General features: G+C 70.8%; 22 protein-coding genes and 1 riboswitch. Of the genes, 15 read left to right on the plus strand and 7 right to left on the minus strand.

What is annotated here, in order from left to right; genetic code table 11:
- Positions 1-188: 188 nt before the first annotated feature.
- Positions 189-351, plus strand: a riboswitch (cyclic di-AMP (ydaO/yuaA leader).
- 12 nt (positions 352-363) lie between these two features.
- Complete coding sequence (locus ABXJ52_RS28105) at positions 364-1,167, plus strand: M23 family metallopeptidase (protein ID WP_367045526.1); 804 nt, start codon at positions 364-366, stop codon at positions 1,165-1,167.
- Positions 1,168-1,380: 213 nt separating this feature from the next.
- Positions 1,381-2,067, plus strand: a complete 687-nt coding sequence (locus tag ABXJ52_RS28110) for a GntR family transcriptional regulator (RefSeq protein WP_367045527.1) — start codon at positions 1,381-1,383, stop codon at positions 2,065-2,067.
- A gap of 142 nt (positions 2,068-2,209) precedes the next feature.
- Here ABXJ52_RS28110 and ABXJ52_RS28115 read toward each other — a convergent pair whose 3' ends face one another.
- The gene (locus ABXJ52_RS28115) at positions 2,210-2,491 is read right to left on the minus strand and encodes an HPr family phosphocarrier protein (RefSeq protein ID WP_160507645.1); all 282 of its coding nucleotides are present in this window, start codon (positions 2,489-2,491) and stop codon (positions 2,210-2,212) included.
- 133 nt (positions 2,492-2,624) lie between these two features.
- Between ABXJ52_RS28115 and ABXJ52_RS28120 the strand changes: the two genes are divergently transcribed.
- The 4 genes from ABXJ52_RS28120 to ABXJ52_RS28135 all read left to right on the plus strand — a co-directional run bounded on the left by ABXJ52_RS28120 (position 2,625) and on the right by ABXJ52_RS28135 (position 8,120).
- Positions 2,625-5,564 (plus strand): GNAT family N-acetyltransferase, encoded by a 2,940-nt coding sequence (locus ABXJ52_RS28120; RefSeq protein ID WP_367045528.1) that lies wholly within the window; start codon positions 2,625-2,627, stop codon positions 5,562-5,564.
- Between the two features lie 42 nt (positions 5,565-5,606).
- Positions 5,607-6,203, plus strand: a complete 597-nt coding sequence (locus ABXJ52_RS28125) for a DUF5998 family protein (protein WP_361842999.1) — start codon at positions 5,607-5,609, stop codon at positions 6,201-6,203.
- The gene (locus ABXJ52_RS28130; protein ID WP_367045530.1) at positions 6,203-7,396 is read left to right on the plus strand and encodes a nucleotide pyrophosphatase/phosphodiesterase family protein; all 1,194 of its coding nucleotides are present in this window, start codon (positions 6,203-6,205) and stop codon (positions 7,394-7,396) included. Before ABXJ52_RS28125 ends, ABXJ52_RS28130 begins: the two co-directional genes overlap by 1 nt.
- Before the next feature lie 73 nt (positions 7,397-7,469).
- Positions 7,470-8,120 carry a thymidine kinase gene (locus ABXJ52_RS28135; protein WP_367045532.1) on the plus strand — a complete coding sequence of 217 codons (651 nt, stop codon included), beginning with the start codon at positions 7,470-7,472 and terminating at the stop codon, positions 8,118-8,120.
- A gap of 8 nt (positions 8,121-8,128) precedes the next feature.
- Here ABXJ52_RS28135 and ABXJ52_RS28140 read toward each other — a convergent pair whose 3' ends face one another.
- The gene (locus ABXJ52_RS28140) at positions 8,129-9,601 is read right to left on the minus strand and encodes an NCS2 family permease (protein WP_367045534.1); all 1,473 of its coding nucleotides are present in this window, start codon (positions 9,599-9,601) and stop codon (positions 8,129-8,131) included.
- A 273-nt stretch (positions 9,602-9,874) separates the two neighbouring features.
- Between ABXJ52_RS28140 and ABXJ52_RS28145 the strand changes: the two genes are divergently transcribed.
- On the plus strand, positions 9,875-10,567 hold the full coding sequence (locus ABXJ52_RS28145; RefSeq protein WP_367045536.1) for a helix-turn-helix transcriptional regulator: 693 nt from the start codon (positions 9,875-9,877) through the stop codon (positions 10,565-10,567).
- 28 nt (positions 10,568-10,595) lie between these two features.
- Here ABXJ52_RS28145 and ABXJ52_RS28150 read toward each other — a convergent pair whose 3' ends face one another.
- The gene (locus tag ABXJ52_RS28150) at positions 10,596-11,402 is read right to left on the minus strand and encodes a VOC family protein (protein ID WP_367045538.1); all 807 of its coding nucleotides are present in this window, start codon (positions 11,400-11,402) and stop codon (positions 10,596-10,598) included.
- Positions 11,403-11,575: 173 nt separating this feature from the next.
- Here ABXJ52_RS28150 and ABXJ52_RS28155 point away from each other — a divergent pair, with 173 nt between their 5' ends.
- Positions 11,576-12,430, plus strand: a complete 855-nt coding sequence (locus ABXJ52_RS28155; protein WP_367045539.1) for a sulfurtransferase — start codon at positions 11,576-11,578, stop codon at positions 12,428-12,430.
- Between the two features lie 77 nt (positions 12,431-12,507).
- Here ABXJ52_RS28155 and sepH read toward each other — a convergent pair whose 3' ends face one another.
- The gene (gene sepH / locus ABXJ52_RS28160; RefSeq protein WP_367045541.1) at positions 12,508-13,632 is read right to left on the minus strand and encodes a septation protein SepH; all 1,125 of its coding nucleotides are present in this window, start codon (positions 13,630-13,632) and stop codon (positions 12,508-12,510) included.
- Positions 13,633-14,094: 462 nt separating this feature from the next.
- On the opposite strand from sepH, the gene ABXJ52_RS28165 reads away from it, so the two are divergent.
- Positions 14,095-15,435 carry a hypothetical protein gene (locus ABXJ52_RS28165; RefSeq protein ID WP_367045542.1) on the plus strand — a complete coding sequence of 447 codons (1,341 nt, stop codon included), beginning with the start codon at positions 14,095-14,097 and terminating at the stop codon, positions 15,433-15,435.
- Between the two features lie 13 nt (positions 15,436-15,448).
- On the opposite strand, the gene ABXJ52_RS28170 is transcribed toward ABXJ52_RS28165, so the two are convergent.
- Together ABXJ52_RS28170 and ABXJ52_RS28175 are read right to left on the minus strand one after the other, a co-directional pair.
- The gene (locus tag ABXJ52_RS28170) at positions 15,449-16,780 is read right to left on the minus strand and encodes a D-arabinono-1,4-lactone oxidase (protein WP_367045543.1); all 1,332 of its coding nucleotides are present in this window, start codon (positions 16,778-16,780) and stop codon (positions 15,449-15,451) included.
- Positions 16,728-17,978, minus strand: coding sequence for an MFS transporter (locus ABXJ52_RS28175; protein WP_367045545.1), 1,251 nt, complete (start codon positions 17,976-17,978; stop codon positions 16,728-16,730). Before ABXJ52_RS28175 ends, ABXJ52_RS28170 begins: the two co-directional genes overlap by 53 nt.
- A 109-nt stretch (positions 17,979-18,087) precedes the next feature.
- On the opposite strand from ABXJ52_RS28175, the gene ABXJ52_RS28180 reads away from it, so the two are divergent.
- Positions 18,088-19,215, plus strand: a complete 1,128-nt coding sequence (locus ABXJ52_RS28180; RefSeq protein ID WP_367045547.1) for a ferrochelatase — start codon at positions 18,088-18,090, stop codon at positions 19,213-19,215.
- 10 nt (positions 19,216-19,225) lie between these two features.
- Complete coding sequence (locus ABXJ52_RS28185) at positions 19,226-20,023, plus strand: inositol monophosphatase family protein (protein WP_367045549.1); 798 nt, start codon at positions 19,226-19,228, stop codon at positions 20,021-20,023.
- A 107-nt stretch (positions 20,024-20,130) separates the two neighbouring features.
- Here the strand turns inward: ABXJ52_RS28185 and ABXJ52_RS28190 are convergent, their stop codons facing one another.
- Entirely contained in the window at positions 20,131-20,304 is a 174-nt protein-coding gene (locus ABXJ52_RS28190; RefSeq protein WP_361200389.1) for a hypothetical protein, read from the minus strand.
- Between the two features lie 320 nt (positions 20,305-20,624).
- On the opposite strand from ABXJ52_RS28190, the gene ABXJ52_RS28195 reads away from it, so the two are divergent.
- The 4 genes from ABXJ52_RS28195 (at position 20,625) to ABXJ52_RS28210 (ending at position 24,154) form a co-directional block, all read left to right on the plus strand.
- A complete protein-coding gene (locus tag ABXJ52_RS28195; RefSeq protein WP_135331070.1) occupies positions 20,625-21,278 on the plus strand; it encodes a response regulator transcription factor in 654 nt (217 codons plus the stop codon).
- A 6-nt stretch (positions 21,279-21,284) separates the two neighbouring features.
- Entirely contained in the window at positions 21,285-22,517 is a 1,233-nt protein-coding gene (locus ABXJ52_RS28200; RefSeq protein WP_367045555.1) for a HAMP domain-containing sensor histidine kinase, read from the plus strand.
- 394 nt (positions 22,518-22,911) lie between these two features.
- Entirely contained in the window at positions 22,912-23,208 is a 297-nt protein-coding gene (locus ABXJ52_RS28205) for a DUF4193 domain-containing protein (protein ID WP_055563079.1), read from the plus strand.
- A gap of 13 nt (positions 23,209-23,221) precedes the next feature.
- Positions 23,222-24,154, plus strand: a complete 933-nt coding sequence (locus tag ABXJ52_RS28210) for a hypothetical protein (RefSeq protein WP_367045558.1) — start codon at positions 23,222-23,224, stop codon at positions 24,152-24,154.
- The last annotated feature ends 14 nt before the right edge of the window (positions 24,155-24,168 follow it).

Here is a 24,168-nt window from a genome sequence, read left to right on the forward strand (position 1 = left end):
GGACATATCGGGGCCCCGGTGGCGAGAAAACGCTACTGGGGTCCTCATATGTCCGAATTGGTATGGAGGTTACGTGTCTGACCTGTGGCGTGCGCTACAAAAGCTCTGATCCGTTTGTCGTTTGAAAGATGACCCGCTTAGCGTCTGGTCCGGCTGTTCGTCATGCAGTACGCCGCGCCCGCGGCACCGGACAGTCATCGCCGAGTCCCCGTACGGCGCGAGCCAGGGGAGCCGGGGACCCACATGTCCCTTGGGGTGAATCGGGAACCTCGCCGTGAGGTGAGGGACCCGTAGGAGACCTTCCTGCTCCGAACCCGTCAGCTAACCCGGTAGGCGAGAAGGAAGGAAAGGATCAGCCGCTTCATGGCGTTCACCCGTGCCACCGGGAAGCACCGTCGCCCGAGCCGCCTCACGCGTACGACCGCGAACGTGGCGGGCGTCGCCGCCCTCACCACCACCGGTGTCATCGGAGGCCTGGCCGCTCCGGCGCTCGCCGCCGACGACGCGGTGACTCCCCAGCACACCGGCCTCACCCAGGCGATCTCCGTGGGCGACTCGCTCGCCCAGAGCGTCGACGCGCAGGCCGCTGCCCAGCAGCAGGCCGCCGACGACGCCGCAGCGGCCAAGAAGGCCGAAGAGGCCGCCAAGAAGAAGGCCGAGGAGGCCAAGCGCAAGGCCGAGGCCGCGGCGAAGGCCAAGGCCAAGAAGGAGCGCGAGGCCAAGGAGCGTGCCGCGCGCGAGGCCGAGCGCAAGCGCCTCAACAGCTACGTGTCGCCGATCACCGGCTCGACCATCTCCACGGGCTACCAGACCGGTGGCGCCATGTGGTCCTCCGGCAGCCACACCGGCGTCGACTTCCACGCCGCGTCCGGCACCTCGGTCCACGCGGTCGGCTCCGGCACCGTCGTGGAGGCCGGCTGGGGCGGCGCCTACGGCAACAACGTGGTCATCAAGATGAACGACGGCACGTACACCCAGTACGGCCACATGTCGTCCCTCGGTGTCACGGTCGGCCAGGCGGTCACTCCGGGCCAGCAGATCGGCCTCTCCGGCTCCACCGGCAACTCCAGCGGCCCGCACCTGCACTTCGAGGCCCGCACCGGCGCGGACTACGGCACGGACATCGACCCGGTCTCCTACCTCCGCTCGCACGGCGTCAACGTCTGATCCCGGAGATCCAAGGCGGTCGCACGAAGCGCACCTGATTCACCGAAAGCCCCGGTTCGTCGAGAGCCGGGGCTTTCGCCGTTCCCGTATCTCCGTTGGCCAAAAGTATCCCCGGATTTCGGCCGACCGTCGGAAATTCGGCCGCTCTGCAATAGAGTCGCCGAGCAGGCGTCGATCGACCGCGTTTCGCGGGGATTAAGGCGGAGGTCAGTCATGCACATTCCCGCGCACTCGGTATGCACGGCCATCCGGGACGACATCGTCTCCGGTGTCTACGAACGGGGCGGCCGGCTCACCGAGGAACTGCTCGCGCGCCGCTACGGAGTCTCCCGCGTCCCTGTCCGCGAGGCCCTGCGCACCCTGGAGGCCGAGGGCTTCGTCGTCACGCGCCGGCACGCGGGCGCGTGCGTCGCCGAGCCCACCGAGCGGGACGCTGCCGACCTCCTGGAGGTCCGCGCGCTCCTGGAGCCGCTGGGCGCGGCCCGCGCCGCACAGCGCCGCACGGAGGCGCACCTGAAGGTCCTGCGCGGCCTCGTCAGGCTCGGCCAGGAGCGATCGAGGCACGGTCGGAGCGAGGATCTGCGCTCCCTGGACGGCTGGTTCCACGAGACGCTCGCCCAGGCGTCCGGCAGCCCCGGCCTCACGGCACTGCTCACCCAGCTCCGGCACAAGATCGCGTGGATGTACGTGGTCGAGGCGACGGCCGCCCCCGCCGAGGCCTGGGCGGAGCACGCCGCGATCGTCGACGCGGTCGCCCGCGGGGACGCGGAGCGGGCCCGTGCGCTCACCGCTCAGCACGTGGAGCGGACGGCCTCCGCGCACCGGCCGCGCTTCGTGCGCCAGCTTTCCGGTGTGAGGGGTTCGCAACCTTCCGTAAACACAGCGGGTCTTCGGCTTTAACAGAGGCGCCGTATACAAAGAAGTGCATAGAAGCGCTATTGGGCGGGGCATTATTTCTGCTGCCCGAATAGCGGCAAGAAAACACTGAAGGGCCAACCCCTATTTCGGGGCAGGCCCTTCAGCGTATGAGTTCCAGTCTTTATCAGACGGTCTCGGGAAGCTCCTCAAGGCCGTCCGCGACCAGCTTCGCCAGACGGTCGAGAGCGGCGTCCGCGCCCTCGGCGTCGGAGGCGAGGGTGATCTCCTCGCCGCCCTGCGCGCCCAGACCGAGCACCGCGAGCATGGAGGCGGCGTTCACGGGGTTGCCGTCAGCCTTGGCGATCGTCACGGGGACGCCGGCGGCGGTGGCCGCGCGGACGAAGATGGAGGCGGGTCGGGCGTGGAGGCCCTCGGCCCAGCCGACGTTGACGCGGCGCTCAGCCATGTGTTGCTGCCCTTCCAGATGACTCACAGTTGTCTAGACCAGTGTCTCATGCCGTCACGAGTGCTCCGCCGGCCGTTCGACGTCTCCTAGCCTGCCCCGGTCGCGGCGCCGCCGCGACCCGTACTCTGGGCCCATGCAGACCCCGTCGGACCGGCACGCATACCCCTCCCACTGGGAAGCCGACGTCGTCCTGCGTGACGGAGGCACCGCCCGGATCAGGCCGATCACGGCCGAGGACGCGGACCGCCTGGTCAGCTTCTACGAGCAGGTCTCGGACGAGTCGAAGTACTACCGCTTCTTCGCGCCCTACCCCCGGCTGTCCGCCAAGGACGTGCACCGCTTCACCCATCACGACCAGGTGGACCGGGTGGGTCTCGCGGCCACCGTGGGCGGCGAGTTCATCGCCACCGTGCGCTTCGACCGCATCGACGAGCGCGGCATGTCCGCCAGCGCGCCCGCCGACGAGGCCGAGGTCGCCTTCCTCGTGCAGGACGCCCACCAGGGCAGGGGGGTGGCCTCCACCCTCCTCGAACACATCGCCGCCGTCGCCAGGGAGCGCGGCATCCGCCGCTTCGCGGCCGAGGTGCTGCCCGCCAACACCAAGATGATCAAGGTGTTCACTGACGCGGGGTATCAACAGAAGCGCAGCTTCGAGGACGGCGTCGTACGACTCGAATTCGATCTGGAGCCGACCGACCGCTCGCTCGCCGTGCAGCGCGCTCGTGAGCAGCGGGCCGAGGCGCGGTCGGTGCAGCGGCTGCTCACGCCGAAGTCGGTCGCCGTGATCGGCGTCGGGCGCACGCAGGGCGGCGTGGGGCGCAGCGTGCTCCGGAACCTGCGCGAGGCGGGCTTCACGGGGCGGCTGTACGCGGTGAACAGCGCGTTCGACTTCGAGGAGGGGGAGGGCACCGAGGTCGACGGAGTGCCCGCGTACCGCTCCGTGCGGGACATCGAGGAGACCGTCGAGCTCGCCGTCGTCACCGTGCCCGCCGAGCGGGTGCCGCAGGCCGTCGCCGAGTGCGGTGAGCGCGGGGTGCTCGGGCTCGTCGTGATCTCCGCCGGGTACGCGGAGAGCGGTCCGGAAGGGCGGGAGCGGCAGCGCGAACTGGTGCGCCAGGCGCGGTCGTACGGCACGCGCATCCTCGGCCCGAACGCCTTCGGGGTCATCAACACGTCGCCGGACGTGCGGCTCAACGCGTCGCTCGCCCCGCATCCTCCCGAGCGCGGCCGGATCGGTCTCTTCACCCAGTCCGGCGCGATCGGCATCGCACTCCTCTCCGGGCTCCACCGGCGTGGTGCGGGCCTTTCGACCTTCGTGAGCGCGGGCAACCGCGCGGATGTGTCCGGCAACGACGTCCTCCAGTACTGGTACGAGGACCCGGACACCGATGTCGCCCTCATGTACCTCGAATCCATCGGCAACCCGCGTAAGTTCACCCGGCTCGCCCGGCGTGCGGCGACCGCGAAGCCGCTGGTGGTGGTGCAGGGGGCGCGGCACAGCGGGATCGCGCCCACGGGGCACGCGGTGCAGGCCACGCGGCTTCCGCACGCCACGGTGTCGGCGCTGCTGCGCCAGGCGGGGGTCATCCGGGTCGAGACCGTCACCGAGATGGTGGATGCGGGGCTGCTGCTCGCGGGACAGCCGTTGCCGTCCGGGCCCCGGGTGGCCATCCTCGGCAACTCCGAGTCGCTCGGGCTTCTTACGTACGACGCGTGTGTCGCCGATGGGCTTCGGCCGTTGCCGCCGGTGGATCTGACCACCGGGGCCACCCCGGACGACTTCCGGGCGGCGCTTTCCGAGGCTCTCTCGGACGAGGCCTGCGACGCGGTGATCGTCACCGCCATCCCCTGGGTGGGGGAGGACGGGGCCACGGGGTCCCCCGAGGGGGAGGAGCTTGCCGCCGCGCTGCGGGCGGCTGCCGCCGGGTGCCCCGCGAAGCCGGTAGCCGTGGTGCACGTGGAACTCGGCGGCCTCGCCGAAGCGTTGGCTGCCGCCAGCAGGACCCGCCCTGACGCCCCAGCCTCGATTCCCTCCGCACCCGGCAGTGAGCGCTGTGCCCACCCGTCCCGCCCTGCGGAACGCCTGCCCACAGCAACGGCGGCTGGCGATAGCGCGCCCGCCGCGGAGGCGCACGCAGCGGCGCCGGACACAGGGGGCGCGCTTCCGGCTGCCTCCGAAGCCGTTCCCAGCCCGGCGCAGCCGTACCGCATCCCCGCCTACCCCGCCGCCGAACGCGCCGTCCGAGCCCTCGCCGAAGCCGTGAAGTACGCCCAGTGGCGGCGTGAGGCCAAGGAGCCCGGGAAGGTGCACGAGTACGAGGACATCGACGAGAGCGGGGCCGCCCGGCGGATCGACGAGCTGCTCGCCGCGCAGGACGATCCCCGCGGTGCCACCCTCGCCCAGGACGACGCCCGCGAACTCCTCGGGCGGTACGGCATCGACGTACGGGACGCCCTGCCCGCGCCCGACCCGGGCGCGGCCGTGGCGGCGGCCCGCACCCTCGGTTACCCCGTGGCCCTCAAGACCACGGCCCCGCACCTGCGCCACCGCGCCGACCTCGGAGGCGTGCGGCTCGACCTGGCGGACGAGGAACAACTGCGCAGGGCCTACGTCGAATTGACCGAGGCCTTCGGCAAACCCGCCGAGCTGCGGCCCGTCGTGCAGGCGATGGCGCCCCGCGGCGTCGACACCGTCGTCCGCGCGGTCATCGACCCGGCGGCCGGAGCGGTGCTCTCGTTCGGGCTCGCCGGCGCAGCGTCCGAGCTGCTCGGCGACACCGGGCACCGCCTGGTCCCGGTCACCGAGCGCGACGCGGGTTCCCTGGTCAGGTCCATCCGGACCGCGCCGCTCCTCTTCGGCTGGCGCGGTTCCGCGCCGGTCGACACCCCGGCCCTGGAGGAACTGCTCCAGCGGGTCTCGCGTCTCGTGGACGACCATCCCGAGGTGGTCGCCGTGTCCCTGGAGCCCGTGGTCGTCGCCCAGCGGGGCCTCTCCGTACTCGGCGCCTCCGTGCGGCTCGCGCCCCCGCCGGCCCGCAACGACCTCGGCCCGCGGGCCCTGCCCGGGTACTGACGCGGCCAGTGGGGCACCGTGCGCCCTCCGCCGGGTCGTAGGATGGACGGCATGGCAAAGACCGGTACGACGACCCAGGGGCTGCGCGCGGCGATCGAGCGCAGTGGCTACTACCCGGCACTCGTGGCCGAGGCGGTGGAGGCCGCGATCGGCGGCGAGCCCATCGGTTCGTACCTGGTCCACCAGGAGACCACGTTCGACGCGAACGAAGTACGCCGGCATGTGACGGTCCTCGTCCTGACGGGAACCCGCTTCATCGTCAGCCACACCGACGAGCAGGCGGCCGACAGCACCTCCCCGACGCCGTACGCGACGACCTCCACAGAGTCGGTGAAAATCGGCCGGATCTCGTCGGTCGTCGTCAGCCGCGTGGTCGCCAACCCCGAGAAGTACGTGCCGGGATCGCTGCCCCGCGAGGTCGTCCTGACCATCGGCTGGGGCGCTGTGTCGCGCATCGACCTGGAGCCCGCCGCCTGCGGCGACCCCAACTGCGAGGCCGACCACGGGTACACCGGCAGCTCCACCGCCGACGACCTCAGCCTGCGCGTCAGCGAGGCGGGCGACGGACCGGACACCGTGCGCCAGACCCTGGCCTTCGCCCAGGCCCTTTCCGAGGCGACCGCGGACACCGCCCGCTGATGTCCCTGTCCGCCTGGGACGACGTTCAGCCGCTCGCCCTCGACTCCGCGCCCCTGCCCGAGTACGGCGCGGGCTCGCTCGCCGACCTGCTGCCCACGCTCGTGTCCCACCAGGGGGTCGAAGGCTTCGCGCCGGTGATCCCGGAGCTCGCCCCGGCCGACCGTAACTGCGTGTTTCTGATCGACGGCCTCGGCTGGGAGCAGCTGCGCGCCCACCCGGACGAGGCGCCCTTCCTGACCTCGCTCATCGGTTCGTCCCGCGGCGGTACGGCACGTCCGATCACCGCCGGCTTCCCCGCCACCACCGCGACCTCCCTGGCCTCGGTCGGCACGGGCCTGCCGCCCGCCTCGCACGGCCTTCCGGGGTACACCGTGCGCAACCCCGCCACCGGCGAGCTGATGAACCAGCTCCGCTGGAACCCGTGGACGGACCCGCGCAAGTGGCAGCCGTACCCCACCGTCTTCCAGCAGGCCCACGCGGCCGGTGTGCACACCGCGCAGGTGTCGTCCCCGACGTTCGAGCGCACCCCGCTCACGAAGATCGCGCTGAGCGGCGGCAGCTTCCGCGGCCGGCTCTCCGGCGAGGACCGCATGGACCTCGCGGCTGAGCAACTGGGCGCGGGCGACCGTTCGTTGGTCTACACGTACTACGCGGAGGTGGACGGCAAGGGTCACCGCTTCGGCGTCGACTCCGACGCCTGGCGCGGCCAGCTCATGTACGTCGACCGCCTGGTCCAGCGGCTGGCCGAGCAACTCCCGCCGCGCAGCGCCCTGTACGTGACCGCCGACCACGGCATGCTCGACATCCCCTTCGACGAGCAGTCCCGCATCGACTTCGACGAGGACTGGGAGCTGCGCGCGGGCGTCGCGCTCCTCGGTGGCGAGGGCCGCGCGCGCCATGTGTACGCGGTTCCGGGCGCCGAGAGCGACGTCCTGACCGTCTGGCGCGAGGTGCTCGGCGAGCAGTTCTGGATCGCGAGCCGGGACGAGGCGATCGCGGCGGGCTGGTTCGGCCCGCCCGGCGCCGTCGACGAGCGCGTGTACGGACGCATCGGCGACGTGATCGCGGCGGCCCACGACGACGTGGCGATCATCGCCTCCGAGAAGGAGCCGAAGGAGTCGGCCCTCGTCGGCATGCACGGCTCGATGACCGCCGTCGAGCAGCTCGTACCGCTCCTCGAAGTACGCTCCTGAACACACCGCCGACCCGCACCTGACCCGTACCTCCCGGACCGCGTCCGCACGTCCCGAAAGGCCGCAACTCCCCATGCCCGAGCTGGTGTTCTTCTCCGGAACGATGGACTGCGGAAAGAGCACCCTGGCTCTGCAGATCGAGCACAACCGCTCGGCCCGCGGCCTGCAGGGGATGATCTTCACCCGTGACGACCGGGCCGGCGAGGGCAAGCTCTCCTCGCGGCTCGGCCTCGTCACGGACGCGATCGAGGCCGCCGACGACTTCGACTTCTACGCCCATCTCGTCGACCACCTCTCGCAGGGCGGCCGCGCGGACTACGTGATCGCGGACGAGGCGCAGTTCCTCGCGCCCGGCCAGATCGACCAGCTGGCACGGGTCGTCGACGACCTCGGCCTCGACGTGTTCGCCTTCGGCATCACCACGGACTTCCGCTCCAAGCTCTTCCCCGGCTCGCAGCGCCTGGTCGAACTCGCCGACCGCGTCGAGGTGTTGCAGGTGGAGGCGCTGTGCTGGTGCGGTGCCCGCGCCACCCACAACGCCCGCACCATAGGCGGGGCGATGGTCGTCGAAGGGGCCCAGGTCGTCGTCGGCGATGTCAACCAAGCGGCGGACGAGGTGGGTTACGAGGTGCTGTGCCGCCGCCACCACAGGCGCCGGATGACGAGCGCCACGGCGCATGCCGCGGCGCTCTCGCCCGATGTGCTGCCCGTGGCGTCCGCCTGACCGTCCACTTACTTCACGCCGAGCAGTTGCTCCAGCGGGTCGATGGCGAAGTAGACGAGGAAGAGGGCCGCTGTGCCCCACAGCAGCCAGTGGACCTCGCGGGCCTTGCCCAGGCAGGCCTTGATGGCGACGTACGAGATGAAGCCGGCGCCGATGCCGTTGGTGATGGAGTACGTGAACGGCATGACCGCGATGGTCAGGAACGCCGGTACCGCCAGTTCGTAGCGGTCCCAGTCGATGTGCTTGACCTGGGTCATCATCAGGAATCCGACCGCGACGAGCGCGGGTGACGCGGCCTGCATGGGCACCATGGTCAGGACCGGGGTCAGGAACAGGGCGAGGCCGAACAGGCCTCCGGTGATCAGGTTCGCGAAGCCGGTGCGGGCGCCTTCCCCGACACCGGCCGCCGACTCGATGTACGTGGTGGCGGAGGACGACGAGGACGCGCCGCCGACGACGGCCGCCGCACCATCGATGAGCAGCACACGGCCGAGGCCGGGGACCTGGCCGCGCTCGTCGAGGAGACCGGCCTCGGCCGTGACGCCGACGATGGTGCCCATCGTGTCGAAGAAGTCCGACAGGATGAGGGTGAAGACGAGCAGCACCACCGTGAGGACGCTCACCTGCCCGAAGGAGCCGAACAGGTCGAAGTCGCCGAGGAGGGCGAAGTCGGGAGCGGCGACGGGCTTGTCAGGCATCGACGGAGCGGTCAGGCCCCACGACTTGACGTCGGCGATGCCGTTGACGATCACGGCGAAGACCGTCGTCACCACGATGCTGATGAGGATGGCGCCCCGCACCTTGCGGGCGAGCAGCACGACCGTCAGGAGCACACCGAGGCAGAAGACGAGCATCGGCCAGCCGGTCAGCGAGCCGGTGCCGAGCTGGACGGGAATGGTGCTGTTCGCGGCGTCCGGGACGCGCGTGACGAACCCCGCGTCGACGAAGCCGATGAACGCGATGAACAGACCGATCCCGACGCTGATGGCCTGCTTGAGCGGCTGCGGGATGGCGTGCATGATCGCCTCGCGCAGACCGGTCATCACCAGGACGCAGATCAGCAGGCCTTCGAGCACGATGAGACCCATCGCGTCGTCCCAGCTCATCAGCGGCGCGATCTGGAACGCCACGACGGCGTTGATGCCGAGGCCCGCGGCGAGCGCGAGCGGCAGATTGCCGCCGACGCCCATGATCAGGGTCATCATCGCGGCCACGAGAGCGGTGGCGGTCACCAGTTGGGCGCCGTCCAGCTGTGTGCCGAACTTGTCCTCGGTGCTGCCGAGGATGATCGGGTTGAGCACGAGGATGTAGGCCATGGTGAAGAACGTGGCGAAGCCGCCGCGTATCTCACGGCCGTACGTCGAACCCCGCTCGGTGATGCGGAAGAACCGGTCGAGCGGGCCGCCGGGATACGCCGGCGGGGCGTCGGCGGGGCCTGGCTGGCCGTAGGGCCCGGACGGGCCTGTCGCGCTGGTCGTCATGAGCGTTACTCCTGGACCGGACAAAGGGGGACGTGTGACGGAGGGTCATCAAACGGTGTGCGCGGGTGTTTGGGGGAACGCACATGCGACGCCTCGCGAGCGGATCATACGGGGGGTCGCCACGGCCTCGACTCCGGCCTCATTACTGGGCAGTACGGGCAGTTGGGCTCTTGTTACTTCCTACGAACTTGACTGCGACGCTTGCGCGAAAACCGAGTCAAAGGCGACAGATGACATGGAGTTAACGCCCGTAACTCCATAGTGTCTGGCCCCGTGCACCCACCACCCCCGTTCAATGCCAGGGCCGCCCGGACGCTCCGCGAGAAGCTCGGGATGGCCCCCGGCCACGTCGCCTACGGCATGCGTGTCTCGTACGGCCTGGAGTACGTCTCGCCCGAACACGTCACCGCGTGGGAGCAGGGCAGGGCAGTGCCCACGTCGAACGAGCTCGCCGCCCTGGCCGGTGCCCTGTGGTGCGCGCCCCATGAACTCATCGGCGCCCCGCGGACGCTGCGGGACCACCGTCTCGCGTGCGGGCTCGCCATCGAGGACGTCTCCCGTGCCACCGGCCTCGATCCGCGTGCCTATCAGCAGATGGAAGAGACCAACACATGGACGGGCAACCGGCGCCAGTCGGCCCATCTCGGGTCCGTGCTGAAGCTGGGCCCGCGCGATTTCGTGGCCGTCACCGGACTCGAGGACGAACTCGCCCGACTCCTCACGGAAGCCGTCAGCACCCGGTGGCAGGCGCACATCCGGTCGATCGCCAAGCTGCTCTCCATGGAGCGCCAGGATCTGCAGGAGCCGCTCAAGGCCATGCACCAGGAGTACCAGGCGCTCCTGACGGCCACCCTCGGCCGGGTCGGCAACGCCGCCGCGTCGGGCGAGACGGGGCGGCGCTATCTAGAAGACATCGTCGACCACTTCTGGTCCAGGTTCCCCGGCAGCGGTCCCGGCGGGACATGACCGTACGGACCTCAGGGTTGTTCGGGGGTCAGCTCTCCGAGTGCACGAGAGTGAAGACCGCACCCTCGGGGTCGGCGACCGTGGCCACCCGCCCGTGCGGACCCGCCTGCGCCGGCTTCACGACGTGCCCACCGAGTTCGGTGACCCGCCGTACCGACTCGTCCACGTCGGCGACCTCGAAGTACGTCATCCAGTGCGCGCCCCGGTCCCGCGGCAGCGCCTGGCCCATGCCGCGCACCGAGGCGACCGGCCGTCCGTCGACCTGGAGCGTCAGGTAGTCGACGTCGGGCGAGGTGGCAGCCTCCTCGGTGTATCCGAAGACCGCTTGGTAGAACTTGACGACGCCCGCCGTCTCGTGGGTGACCAGTTCGTTCCAGGCCGGGGCTCCGGGCTCCCCGACGAGGGCGGCGCCCAGATGCTCCGCCGCCTGCCAGATCCCGAACACCGCGCCGGCCGGGTCCACCGCGATGGCCATCCGCCCGGCCGCGCCCGCGTCCAGCGGGCCGACGCCGATCGTGCCGCAGCAGTGCCGCACGGCCTCGGCCGTCGCGTCCACGTCGTCCGACGCCAGGTACGGCGTCCAGGCGATCGGCAGATGGTGGTCGGGCGGCAGCTGGCCGATCCCGGCGACCTCGTGCCCGTCAAGCAGCGCCCGTACGTAGGGCCCGAGCTGCTCCGGTCCCGGCCGGAACTCCCAGCCGAACAACGCTCCGTAGAAGTCCTGGGTCGCGGCCAGGCCGTGTGCCATCAGGCTCACCCAGGTGGGTGTGCCGGGCGTACGGCGGACGGCCCCCATGCCGTCACGCTGACCCGTCGACCCCCGTGCCTCCGTCATCGTCACTCTCTCCTCGGCCCGTCATGGTGGCCGCTAGGCTCCGCTTTCGAATGCACGTACGTCCCGCTCGGCAGTACACGGTGTGCCCGGTTCCGTACGCCGCGTGTTCGGTCCGGCGGAGCAGGGTAGCCGGACCTGGCCGATGCGGCCACCCCGTACGCAAGGATGGGGCCATGAATGCCATCATCTCCGCAACCGAACTCGCGAGCGACCTGGCAGGCGAGAACCCGCCAGTGCTCCTGGACATCCGCTGGCAGCTGAGCACCGCCAAGGCCGCGGGCGCCCCCGCCTTCGACGGCCGGGCCGAGTACGAGAAGGGGCACATCCCGGGCGCCGTCTTCGTCGACCTGGACGCCGACCTCGCGGGGCAGGCGGGCCCGGCCGGACGGCACCCGCTGCCGGACGTGGGGCACTTCGGTGCGGTGATGCGGGCCGCCGGGGTCGTCGCCGACCGGGAGGTGGTCGTGTACGACGGCGGGCAGGGCTGGGCCGCCGCGCGCGCCTGGTGGCTGTTGCGCTGGACGGGGCATCCGTCCGTGCGGGTGCTCGACGGCGGTCTCGCGGCGTGGGGCGGCCCGCTGAAGTCGGGCGACGAGCGCCCGGCCGCCGAGGGCTCGTTCGTCCCCGGGGCGAACACCACGGACCTGCTCGACGCCGACGCCGCGGCTGCCGTGGCCCGCTCCGGGCTGCTCCTGGACGCCCGCGCGGCCGAGCGCTACCGCGGTGACGTCGAGCCGATCGACCGTGTCGGCGGCCACATCCCGGGTGCGGTCTCCGCGCCGACCACGGAGAACGTCACGGCGGACGGCACCTTCAGGCCGGCCGCCGACCTCGCGGAGCGCTTCAACTCCCTGGGCGCGTCCGGCACTTCCGAGGTCGGCGTCTACTGCGGCTCGGGTGTCTCCGGCGCCCACGAGGTGCTGGCCCTCGCGGTGGCGGGCATCCCGGCGTCGCTGTACGTCGGCTCGTGGTCGGAGTGGTCATCGGACGATTCCCGTCCGGTGGCCAAGGGCCCGGACCCGCAGTAGCGGACGGTTGGTCGGAAGGGGCCGGGCCCCGCACCTGCACGGTGCGGGGCCCGGCCCCTTCTGACGGACGACGCCGTCTACTCCTGCTTCTTACGACGCGTGCCGAAGACGATCTCATCCCAGCTGGGCACGGCCGCGCGCCGCCCGGGACGGACGCCGTCCGCCTCCGCCTGGCGGTCGGTGGTGCCGACGAGGCGGTCGCGGTGGCTGGCCACCGAGCGCGGCATCAGGACGTCCGCGTACGCGGAACCCGCGCCTGCCGACGCGGCGGGGGCCTCCTCGGCCTCCGGGTCCTGCTCGGGCTGCTCCTCCACCGGCACCGGCACCGGCGGGAGATCCGTCGGCTGGGGCACGGGGCGCTCCGGCACGATCATGTCGCCGCGGAAGCTCGGCACCGCCTCCAAGAGGCTGGTGAGAGAGTCCCGCTCCGACTCGGAGACGGCCGCCGTCGCGCCGGTGGCCGTGTTCTCCTCCCCGGGCTCCGGGGGCAGCGGCACGCTCGGGCGGTCCAACTGCCGGTCCAACTGCCGGTCCAGGGCGCGGTCGAGCGGCCGGTCGAGCGATGGCCTGTCCCGGGGCAGCCGGGCGATGCGCGGCACGAACGGGAAGCTGGGCTCGGGCGCGGCGATGTCGTCCGTCTCGCCGATCAGCGAGCGCGCCTCGTCGTCCACGGCCTGTACGAGCCGCCGCGGCGGGTCGTACGTCCAGCTCGCGGAGTGCGGTTCGGTCGCGACGCGGTAGACGAGCAGTACTTCCCAGGTGCCGTCGTCTCGGCGCCAGGAGTCCCACTGGACGGTCTCCTTGTCGGCGCCGCGCAGGAGCAGTCGCTCCGAGACGGCCTCGCCGAGCTGGGGTCCGGTGTTCTCGCCGGGGCGGCGCACGGGGGTCTTCCGGGCCCGCTCGGCCATGAAGGCGCGCTCGGCGAGCACGGGTCCTTCGAAGCGGCGGACACGGTCGACGGGGATTCCGGCGAGAGAGGCGACTTCCTCCGCGCTGGCACCGGCACGTATACGCGCCTGGATGTCGCGGGGGCGGAGGTGGCTCTCCACCTCGATCTCGATCTGGCCGAGACGCGGGCGGTCGCCGCGCACCGCGGCGCGCAGTCGCTCGTCGATCGGAAGCGTGTACTCCGTGCTGTCCGCAGCTTTGAGCACCAGCCGTGTGCCGTCGTTGCTGACGGCCACGACACGCAGTTCGGGCATGGGGACCTCCCGGGTGGTGCCTGCCGACGTCACGTGCGTCGCTGCTTCCGCTAGTCGAGTGTGGCCTGCCCGGGTGCAGCCTGCCACAACCTTGCCGAGTTGCCCGGCGTGTCGGGCATGGGCCCAAGGTCGCCGTTATGGCACGGTTACCTCTTCGCAACTCTCAGTGACCACTTTGGTCACCCTGTGCAGCGAGCCCCCTCCCGGCGGTCCTGTCAGGCTCCGGGCACCCAGGTGGGAGACCGGACCCAGGGCTCGCAACAGTACTCCATTCGGGCCACGCGGGTGGTCCGCCGCGCCGCCGAACTTCTCGCAGGGGACGGGAGTTGGCGCTTCGGCATACCCGGGCAGGGTGGTCCGAGAGTGGCACACTTCACGGAATCTCCAGAAACGGAACTATCCACTTCACCCATACGTCCCTTTCTCGTGCAGTCAGTCGAGAAAGGCAGGCAAGGGTCGGAGATGCGTGAAAAGCCGGATTCCGGCATGGAGTCGAGGGGCCGGGCGGAGCAGGAGCACTCGACGGAGCCGACGGAGAAGCGGCGCCTGGACCTGAGTGTGCCCCAGGTGGCGGGAAGCGCCGTGGCCGCGGTGGTGGCGGCGAAGCTCGCGTCGAGCTTCGGTGTCTACGGCACGATCCTCGGCGCCGGTGTGGTGAGTGCGGTCGCGACCTGCGGCGGCACGCTCTTCCAGCACTTCTTCCGGCGCACGGGCGAGCAGATACGTGACGTCACGGTGCAGGCCAAGCCGAGGGCGAGGCAGGTGCCGCTGACCGACGGCTCGGGTGCGCCGGTGGCGGAGACGTTCAGAGCGGCGTCGTACACGGGTGCGGCGGCGCACACCGGAAACGGGCCCGTGACGACGACATGGGGGAGGACGGCCGAGCCGGACGCCACCTCGGTGCTGCCGCCCGCTGTGGACGCGGACCGCACGAACGTGCTGCCGGTGGTCGGTGCCGACGCGGACCGCACGAACGTGCTGCCGGTGGTCGATGCCGACGCGGACCGCACGAATGTGCTCCCGGTGGTCGATGCCGACGCGGACCGCACGAATGTGCTCCCGGTGGTGGACGCCGACGCGGACCGCACGACCATGCTGCCGGTGGCGGACCCGGGCGCCCACACCGACGCGGACGCCGAGAAGACGCAGATGCTCGGATCGGTCGACGCCACGCGGCTGGTGCCCCGCGACGACGCGACGCGCGTGCTGCGGCAGGCGGCGCCGGTTGTGCCGGAGGAGCCGACGGCCCCGCCGCTGCCCTCGGAAGAGTTCACGCACGGCACCACGCATCGCACCCAGATCCGGAGCTGGAAGCGGCCGTTGATCGGGGCCGTGGTGGTCTTCGGCGTCGCCATGGCCGGCATCACGACGTACGAGGTCGTCTCCGGCGAGGACTTCAGCGGGGGCCACGGCACCACGATCGGCAACGGCTTCTCGGGCCGGAACAGCTCGACGGACCACCGTCCGACGCCCTCGACCGACCCCTCCGGGCAGCCGTCCGACGGCCCCTCCACGGGCTCGGACGACGACGGTTCGCAGCAGGGCGACGACCCGACGCAGGACCCGGACGGGGCGGCCTCGCAGACGCCGGACAACGGCGCCGGCAACGGCTCGGACTCCGGTTCGAAGGACGACCCCGACAAGGGCTCTGACTCCGGTTCGGACTCCGGGGACGACGGCGGTTCGAAGACCGACCCGACCCCGACGCCGACCCCCACCCCGACTCCGACGCCGTCCCCGTCGAGCGGAGGCGACACCGGAAACGGAAACGACGGACAGCGGGGAGAGACCCCCACTCCTTAGGCGGCAGCGGCCCTCAGGCGCCCAGCACGCGGCGCAGGTAGTCGTTGCCGAACATGCGGTCCGGGTCGAGGCGGTCGCGCAGGGCCGTGAACTCGGCGAAGCGCGGATAGGCCCGCGCGAAGTAGGCGGCGTCGCGGGTGTGGATCTTGCCCCAGTGGGGCCGGCCCTCGTGGGCGGTGAAGATCCGCTCGGCGGCCGTGAAGTACGCCTGGTAGGGCGTGCCCCGGTACATGTGGACGGCGATGTACGCGCTCTCCCGGCCCGAGGCCGTGGAGAGCGTGATGTCGTCCGCGGGAGCGGTGCGGATCTCCACGGGGAAGCTGATCCGCAGGTTCGAGCGCTCCACCATCGTCCTCAGCTCGCGCAGCGTCTCGACGAGGGCGGCCCGCGGGACGGCGTACTCCATCTCCATGAAGCGCACGCGGCGCGGGCTTGTGAAGACCTTGTAGGGGATGTCCGTGTAGGTGCGGGCGGAGAGCGCCTTGCTGGAGATCTTGGCGATTCCGGGGATCGTCGCGGGGACGGCCCTGCCGATCGTGTTGACCGCCTGGAAGAGGCCGTTGGAGAGAATCTCGTCCTCTACGAAGGCGCTCACTCGGCCGGGCGGGGCGGCGGGGCCCGAGCTGCGGTTGTTGCGCTTGGTGGTGCAGTTGCCGGTGTGCGGGAACCAGTAGAACTCGAAGTGCTCGTTTTCGGCGTGGAGTGCGTCGAACTCGCTCGTGACCTTGTCGAAGGTCATCGGCTCCTCACGGGCGGTGAGGTAGAAGACGGGCTCGACGGCGAAGGTCATCGCGCTGATCACGCCGAGTGCGCCGAGGCCGATCCGGGCCGCCGCGAAGACCTCGGGATTCTCCTTCTCGGAGCAGGTGAGGACCGTTCCGTCCGCCGTGACCAGCTCAAGTGCCATGATCTGCGCGGAGATCGACGCCGAATCGCGGCCCGTGCCGTGCGTCCCGGTGCTGATCGCGCCGGAGACGGTCTGATCCATGATGTCGCCCATGTTCGTGAGCGACAGGCCCTCGCGCGCGAGGGCCGCGTTCAGGCGCTTCAGCGGAGTGCCCGCCTCCACCGTGACGGTGCCGGCCTCGCGGTCGATTCTGCGGATGCCGGTGAGGAGTTCGGGGCGTATCAGGAGGCCGTCGGTCGCCGCGGTCGCCGTGAAGGAGTGGCCGGTGCCGACCGGTTTCGCCCTGAGGCCGTCCGCCTTGGCCCGGCGCAGCGCGGCGGAGAGCTCGTCGACCGACGCGGGGGTGACCTCCCTCGCGGGGCGGGAGGTGACGTTGCCCGCCCAGTTACGCCAGGCTTTCGTGCTCTTCCCGCTGCCCGTGCCCGATGCCGTGCTCATGGGTCCCTCCCCGTTGCAAAGCCGGCCTCTTCAGCCGGCGATACCCAAGGAACCCGACCGCCACCGCGACGGCCCCGGACAGACCGGGGACCGCGTACCCGGCGTCCGAGCCGGCCGCGTCGATGACCCAGCCGGCCGCTGAGGAGCCGAGCGCGACGCCGACCGCGAGTCCGGTGCTCACCCAGGTCATGCCCTCGGTCAGCTTCGCGCGTGGTACGTGCTGTTCGACGAGGGCCATTGTCGTGATCATGGTCGGCGCGATGGAGAGGCCCGCGATGAACAACGCCACGGCCAGAAACGGAAGGTTCCCGACCAATTGAAGCGGGATCATACTCACGGCCGTCGTACAGACACCCAGCAGCCACCTCGGCGCGGGTGCTCCCTTGAAGTGGACGAGACCGAAGGCGGCCCCCGCCAGGCAGGAGCCGAGCGCGTAGACGGCGAGCACGAGGCTGGCCGCCGACTTGTGACCGTGGTCCTCCGCGTACGCGACGGTCACCACGTCGATGGAGCCGAAGATCGCGCCCGTCGCCACGAAGGTCGCGACCAGGACCTGGAGCCCGCCGGAGCGCAGTGCGGAAGCTTTGGTGTGGTGTTCACGGCCGTGCGGCACGGGCTCGGTGGCCCGCTGGGCCGTCAGCCAGAACACACCCACGGCGAGGAACACCCCGGCCATGAGCGGCCCGGCCTCCGGGAACCACACCGTGGAGAGACCGATCGAGATGATCGGCCCGAAGATGAAGCAGACCTCGTCCACCACGGACTCGAAGGAGTACGCGGTGTGCAGCTGCGGGGTGTCCCGGTAGAGGACCGCCCAGCGCGCCCTGATCATCGAGCCCACGCTCGGCACAAAGCCGACGAGGGCGGCGAAGGCGAAGAGCGTCCAGTCCGGGAGTTCGTACTTCGCGCAGAGCAGCAGCCCGGCGACCGCGACCAGGGACGCCAGGGTCGCGGGACGCAGCACGCGGCGCTGGCCGTACCGGTCGACGAGCCGGGAGATCTGCGGGCCGATCGCGGCGGCCGAGAGCGCCACGGTCGCGGAGAGCGCGCCCGCGAGCCCGTACCGCCCGGTCAGCTGGGACACCATCGTCACGATGCCGATGCCCATCATCGACAGGGGCATCCGGCCGAGGAAGCCCGCCGTCGAGAACCCCTTGGTGCCGGGGGCGGCGAAGATGGCGCGGTAGGGGCTTGGCACGTGGGGGCTCCGGTAAGGCGTAAAGATGGCCAATACAGCTTACGGTCCCGGCAGGGCCGAACGCACCGTGATTTTCCGGCTGTCAGTGGCGGGTGGCAGGATCGGATACATGTCCGACGCGCTCGATGCCTCTCCCTATGACGCCCTGCTGCTGCTCTCGTTCGGCGGCCCCGAGGGCCCCGACGACGTGGTCCCGTTCCTGGAGAACGTGACGCGGGGCCGCGGCATCCCCAAGGAGCGGCTCAAGGAGGTGGGGCAGCACTACTTCCTGTTCGGCGGGGTCAGCCCGATCAACGACCAGAACCGCGCCCTGCTGGACGCCCTGCGCAAGGACTTCGCCGACCACGGCCTCGACCTGCCGGTCTACTGGGGCAACCGCAACTGGGCGCCCTATCTGACCGACACCCTGCGCGAGCTCGTCCGGGACGGCCACCGCCGTGTACTCGTGCTCGCGACCAGTGCGTACGCGTCGTACTCGGGCTGCCGCCAGTACAGGGAGAACCTCGCCGACTCCCTCGCCGTGCTCGCCTCCGAGGGCCTAGATGTGCCGCGCGTCGACAAGCTCCGGCACTACTTCAACCACCCCGGTTTCGTCCGCCCCATGATCGACGGGGTCCTGAAGTCCCTGGCCGACCTCCCCGGTGACGTCCGCGACGGGGCGCACCTCGCCTTCACGACGCACTCCATCCCGACCGCGGCCGCCGACACGTCGGGTCGCGTCGAGGACCACGGGGACGGCGGCGCGTATGTCGCGGAGCACCTGGACGTGGCCCGGCTCATCGCCGACGCGGTGCGCGAGGAGACCGGCGTCGAACACCCCTGGGAGCTCGTCTACCAGTCGCGCAGCGGCGCCCCGCACATCCCGTGGCTGGAGCCGGACATCTGCGATCACCTGGAGGAGCGGCAGGCGGCGGGCGCGCCCGCCGTGGTGATGGTCCCGATCGGTTTCGTGTCGGACCACATGGAGGTCCTGTACGACCTCGACACCGAGGCCGAGGCCAAGGCCGCGGAGCTGGGCCTGCCCGTCCGCCGCTCGGCCACGGTCGGCGCCGACCCGCGGTTCGCCGCCGCGGTGCGGGAGCTCGTCCTGGAGCGCTCGGCCACGGAGAACGGGCGCGAGATCGCGCCCTGCGCCCTCGGTGCGCTCGGCGCGAGCCACGACCTGTGCCCGGTGGGCTGCTGCCCGGCGCGCGCCCCGAAGCCCGCGGCCGCGGGCGCTGACAGCCCGTACGCGTAAGGACGTTGACGTGACCGACCTCAAGGCAGAACTCCTCGGCGTCGCCCTGGAGGCCGCACACCGCGCAGGGGCCTTTCTGCGCGACGGGCGCCCCGACGACCTGGGCGTGGCCGCCACCAAGACCAGCGCGGTCGACGTCGTCACCGAGATGGACATCGCCTCCGAGAAGCTGATCACCGACTTCTTCGCCGAGCGCAGGCCGGACGACGGCGTGCTGGGCGAGGAGGGCGCGAGCTCCGAGGGCAGCAGCGGCGTCCAATGGGTGATCGACCCGATCGACGGCACCGTCAACTACCTGTACGGGCGCCCGGACTGGTCCGTGTCCATCGCCGCCCGCAAGGACGGCGAGACGCTGGTCGGCGTGGTGCACGCCCCGATGCGCGGGGAGACCTACCGAGCCGTCCTCGGAGAGGGCGCTTTCGTCAACGACAAGCCGGCGCACGCCCGCCCGGCGCCCCCGTTCGAGCAGGCCCTCATCGGCACGGGGTTCGGGTACATCGCGCAGCGCCGCGTCCGCCAGGCCGAGGTGGCCCGACAGCTGATCCCGCTGGTCCGGGACATCCGCCGCGGCGGCTCGGCGGCGATCGACCTGTGCGACGTCGCGCTCGGCCGCCTCGACGCGTACTACGAGCGCGGCCTCAACCCGTGGGACTTCGCGGCCGGTGACCTCGTCGCGCGGGAGGCGGGCGCCCTGACCGGTGGACGCCCCGGAGAGGCTCCCTCGGGGGAGCTGGCCATCGCCGCCCCGCCCGGCCTCTTCGAGGACCTGCAGGGCCGCCTGGAGGAGCTCGGCGCCTGGCACGACTGACCGCCTGGACTCACACACCCGGAGCGGACAGAACACGCGGAAGGGCCCCGGCATCTCGTCCACGGATGCCGGGGCCCTTCTGCAGGCTAAGGATCAGGAGGGAGGGATCAGGCGTGCAGCACGCCGACCTCCACCCCGTGCTCGGCGGCCAGGCGGTGGAGATCCTCGAGCTCCCCCTGCTCGACCTCGGCAAGGAAGTCGTCGCCCGTCTCACGGGCCTTCGTGAGGTCGGATTCCGTGGCCTTTATGCGCTGCAGCAGTCCTGCGGTAAAAGCGTCCATGGTTGCGCCCCCTCGGCTGGGTCGTGGGTTCATGGCACGGGGGTGTGCCCTCAAGAAGGGGCGATCACGTCTCAGGCCGCCCGCCCTGAGGCGAAAAGCGGGTCGTGGCACGCCACATGCAAAGCGTGATCGCGGGGTGTGAAGTCGTCCTCCCCTGGCTCCCTTCCACGGAAACCTCAACCGCCGGAGCAAATCCCGCATTCCCCGTCGGGGAGGCCCCAGGAGCCCGCCTTACAGCCGGTTTATGGCCGAAAGGGGCAGGATGGAGCCCACACCCACGAACAGACCTGCCCGAACGGGCACAGAGGAAGGACAGCGCCGTGCGCGTACTCGTCGTCGAGGACGAGCAGCTGCTCGCCGATGCGGTGGCCACCGGACTGCGCCGGGAGGCCATGGCCGTCGACGTCGTGTACGACGGAGCGGCCGCCCTGGAGCGCATCGGGGTCAATGACTACGACGTCGTGGTGCTCGACCGGGACCTCCCGCTCGTGCACGGGGACGACGTCTGCCGCAAGATCGTCGAGCTCGGCATGCCGACCCGCGTCCTGATGCTCACCGCGTCCGGCGACGTCAGCGACCGCGTCGAGGGCCTGGAGATCGGCGCCGACGACTACCTCCCCAAGCCCTTCGCGTTCAGCGAGCTCACGGCACGCGTGCGTGCCCTCGGCCGGCGTACGAGCGTGCCGCTGCCGCCCGTCCTGGAGCGCGCCGGGATCAAGCTCGACCCGAACCGCCGCGAGATCTTCCGCGACGGCAAGGAGATCCAGCTCGCGCCCAAGGAGTTCGCCGTCCTCGAAGTGCTGCTGCGCAGCGAGGGCGCCGTCGTCTCCGCCGAGCAGCTCCTGGAGAAGGCCTGGGACGAGAACACCGACCCGTTCACGAACGTGGTCCGGGTGACCGTCATGACCCTGCGGCGAAAGCTCGGCGAGCCCGCCGTCATCGTGACGGTGCCCGGCTCCGGCTACCGGATCTGATCCCCGGTGGCCGCGACCCCGGCGCCGCCAGCTGCGCCCCCGAAACCCACCTGGGACCCCAGGAAGGCCGAACCACCCTTTCCGTGGCTGCGCCCCACCATCCGCATACGGCTCACGCTGCTGTACGGCGGCATGTTCCTGATCGCCGGCATCCTGCTGCTCTCGATCATCTACCTGCTGGCCGCGCAGGCCCTGAACGTGGGCAGCGACCTGCCGTTCAAGATCGTCTCCGGCCAGGTGGCCAGCGACAAGTGCAACTTCCCGAGCTCGCCGTCGGCCGGTGAGCTCAACGACGCCATGAACGCCTGCGTCAACGAACAGCGCCAGCACGCCCTGGACAACCTCCTGAGCCGCTCGCTGCTCGCCCTGCTCGGGCTCGCCGTAATCGCCTTCGCCTTCGGTTACGCGATGGCGGGCCGGGTTCTGTCGCCGCTGGGCCGCATCACGCGCACCGCGCGCAGGGTGGCGGGCACGGACCTGTCCCGGCGCATCGAACTGGACGGGCCCGACGACGAGTTGAAGGAGCTCTCGGACACCTTCGACGAGATGCTCGACCGCCTGGAGCGGGCCTTCACCGCCCAGCAGCGGTTCGTCGGCAACGCGTCGCACGAGCTGCGCACCCCGCTGGCGATCAACCGCACGCTGCTCGAGGTGCACCTCTCCGACCCGGGAGCGCCCGCCGAGCTCCAGCAGCTCGGCAAGACGCTCCTCGCGACCAACGAACGCAGCGAGCAGCTCGTGGAGGGCCTGCTGCTGCTCGCCCGCAGCGACAACCAGATCGTGGAGCGCAAGCCGGTCGACCTCGCCGAGGTCGCCGACCGCGCCGTCGACCAGGTGCGGGCCGAGGCCGACGCGAAGGGTGTGCAGATCCGCGGGGAGCGTGGCGCGGCCGTCGTGCAGGGCAACGGCGTCCTCCTGGAGCGGATCGCCCTGAACCTCGTCCAGAACGCCGTCAGGTACAACGTGGCGGACGAGGGCTGGGTCGAGGTCACCACGGAGGCCCAGCACGGCCAGGCGGTCCTCGTGGTGTCGAACACGGGCCCCGTGGTGCCCGCGTACGAGATCGACAACCTCTTCGAGCCGTTCCGGCGGCTGCGGACCGAGCGCACGGGCAGCGACAAGGGCGTGGGACTCGGCCTGTCGATCGCCCGGTCGGTGGCGCGGGCCCACGGGGGCCGTATCATCGCGGAGCCGCGCGAGGGGGGAGGGCTCGTGATGCGAGTCACCCTTCCTCTCTGAGATGCTGCCGCGACTCGCCGCGATGTTCGCTTTGCGCGGAATTTTCGGGACCTGATCCTGGAGATTCCGTGTGCGATCGATCACAGGGGCGAATTTTCGGCCATCTACTCTCCGTGATCGTCAAAGTCGTCGGAAAGCCGGGAAAATCCGGGTTTTCAGGGGTCTTGATCACGGGAAGTACACGGGGTGGCGCCTGTGAAGTGCGACATTCGGACCGTGTACGGTCCCGATCGCCATCCAAACCGATCACCTCTTCAGGGGTGCGGTTGGGTGTCGATTGAGTAACAGACCTTGATGTGAGGCAAAATCTCCGCCTCAGGTCGGGCACAAGTCCGGCCTCTCACGCGTTACGTGCGCTGAGACACCGCAGACACCCAGAGGGGGAGAGCGCGACATGGCAACGGACTACGACACCCCACGCAAGACCGACGATGACGTCAATGAGGACAGCATCGAGGAACTGAAGGCGCGGCGGAACGACAAGTCGACCTCGGCAGTGGACGTCGACGAGTTCGAGGCCGCAGAGGGCCTCGAACTGCCCGGCGCGGACCTGTCGAACGAGGAGCTCGCCGTACGGGTGCTCCCGAAGCAGCAGGACGAGTTCACCTGCATGAGCTGCTTCCTGGTGCACCACCGCAGCCAGCTGGCCAAGGAGAAGAACGGCCAGCCGATCTGCCGCGACTGCGACTAGGGCAGGGTCGGCCGTGACAGGCTCGACCCCGCCGAGGAAGCGCCGCTTCCGTAAGCGCGGAGCGGACCAAGAGAACGCCGCCATCGAGGGCGCGCGCGACGACGAGCGGGGCTCTTCCCCCACAGGAACAGCCTCGCTCCGACCGGCGAACGCCTCAGAGGTGGCAACACCAGACGAGACGGCGGCCGACAAGGCGTCCAGGACCCCCGGGTCCAAGGGCCGCGTTGCCGCCGTCACGGACGGAGTCAAGGCGGGCGTACGCATGAGCGGACGCAGCGCCAAGGCCGGCATCGGCTATCTCGCCGACCGGATCATCGAGAGCGCCCCGCGGGTCCCGGTCCGCGACCTGAACACCCTCCGCAAACAGTTCCCCGGCCTGGACGCCGAGCGGATCGCGGACAAACTCATCTCCGGCGCGGCCAACGCGACGTCGACGGTCGGTGCCGGAGTCGGCGCCGCGGCGATGATGCCCGTGCCGCCCGCCATGCCCGCGGAGATGGCCGCCGAGATCACCGGCGTGGCGGCGATCGAGCTCAAGCTGATCGCCGAACTCCACGAGGTCTACGGCCTTCGCCCGCCCGGCAACCTCAAGGAGCGCAGCTCCGCCTACCTCACCTCGTGGACCGAGGAGCGCGGCATCGACGTGGTGAAGCCCGCGTCGATCAACGCCGCGCTCGGCGGCCAGATGAAGCGCGAGCTGCGCCAGCAGATCATGAAGCGCATGGTGCGCAACCTCCCGAACCTGATGCCCTTCATGGTGGGCGCCGCGGTCGGGGCGGTGATGAACCGCCGTGACACCAAGAAGCTCGCTGAGCGGGTCCGTGCGGACCTGCGGAGGTCGCAGGTGCCCTGGGACGCCCTGCCCGAGCTGCCGCCCCTTGAGCAGCCCGTGAAGCCCCTGGACCCCCTGCGTCCGGGCACGCCGCCCAAGGAGCTGGGGCGCTGACGCGGCGGGTTCCG

The sequence above is a fragment of the Streptomyces sp. Je 1-332 genome (assembly GCF_040730185.1).
Lineage (GTDB): Bacteria > Actinomycetota > Actinomycetes > Streptomycetales > Streptomycetaceae > Streptomyces.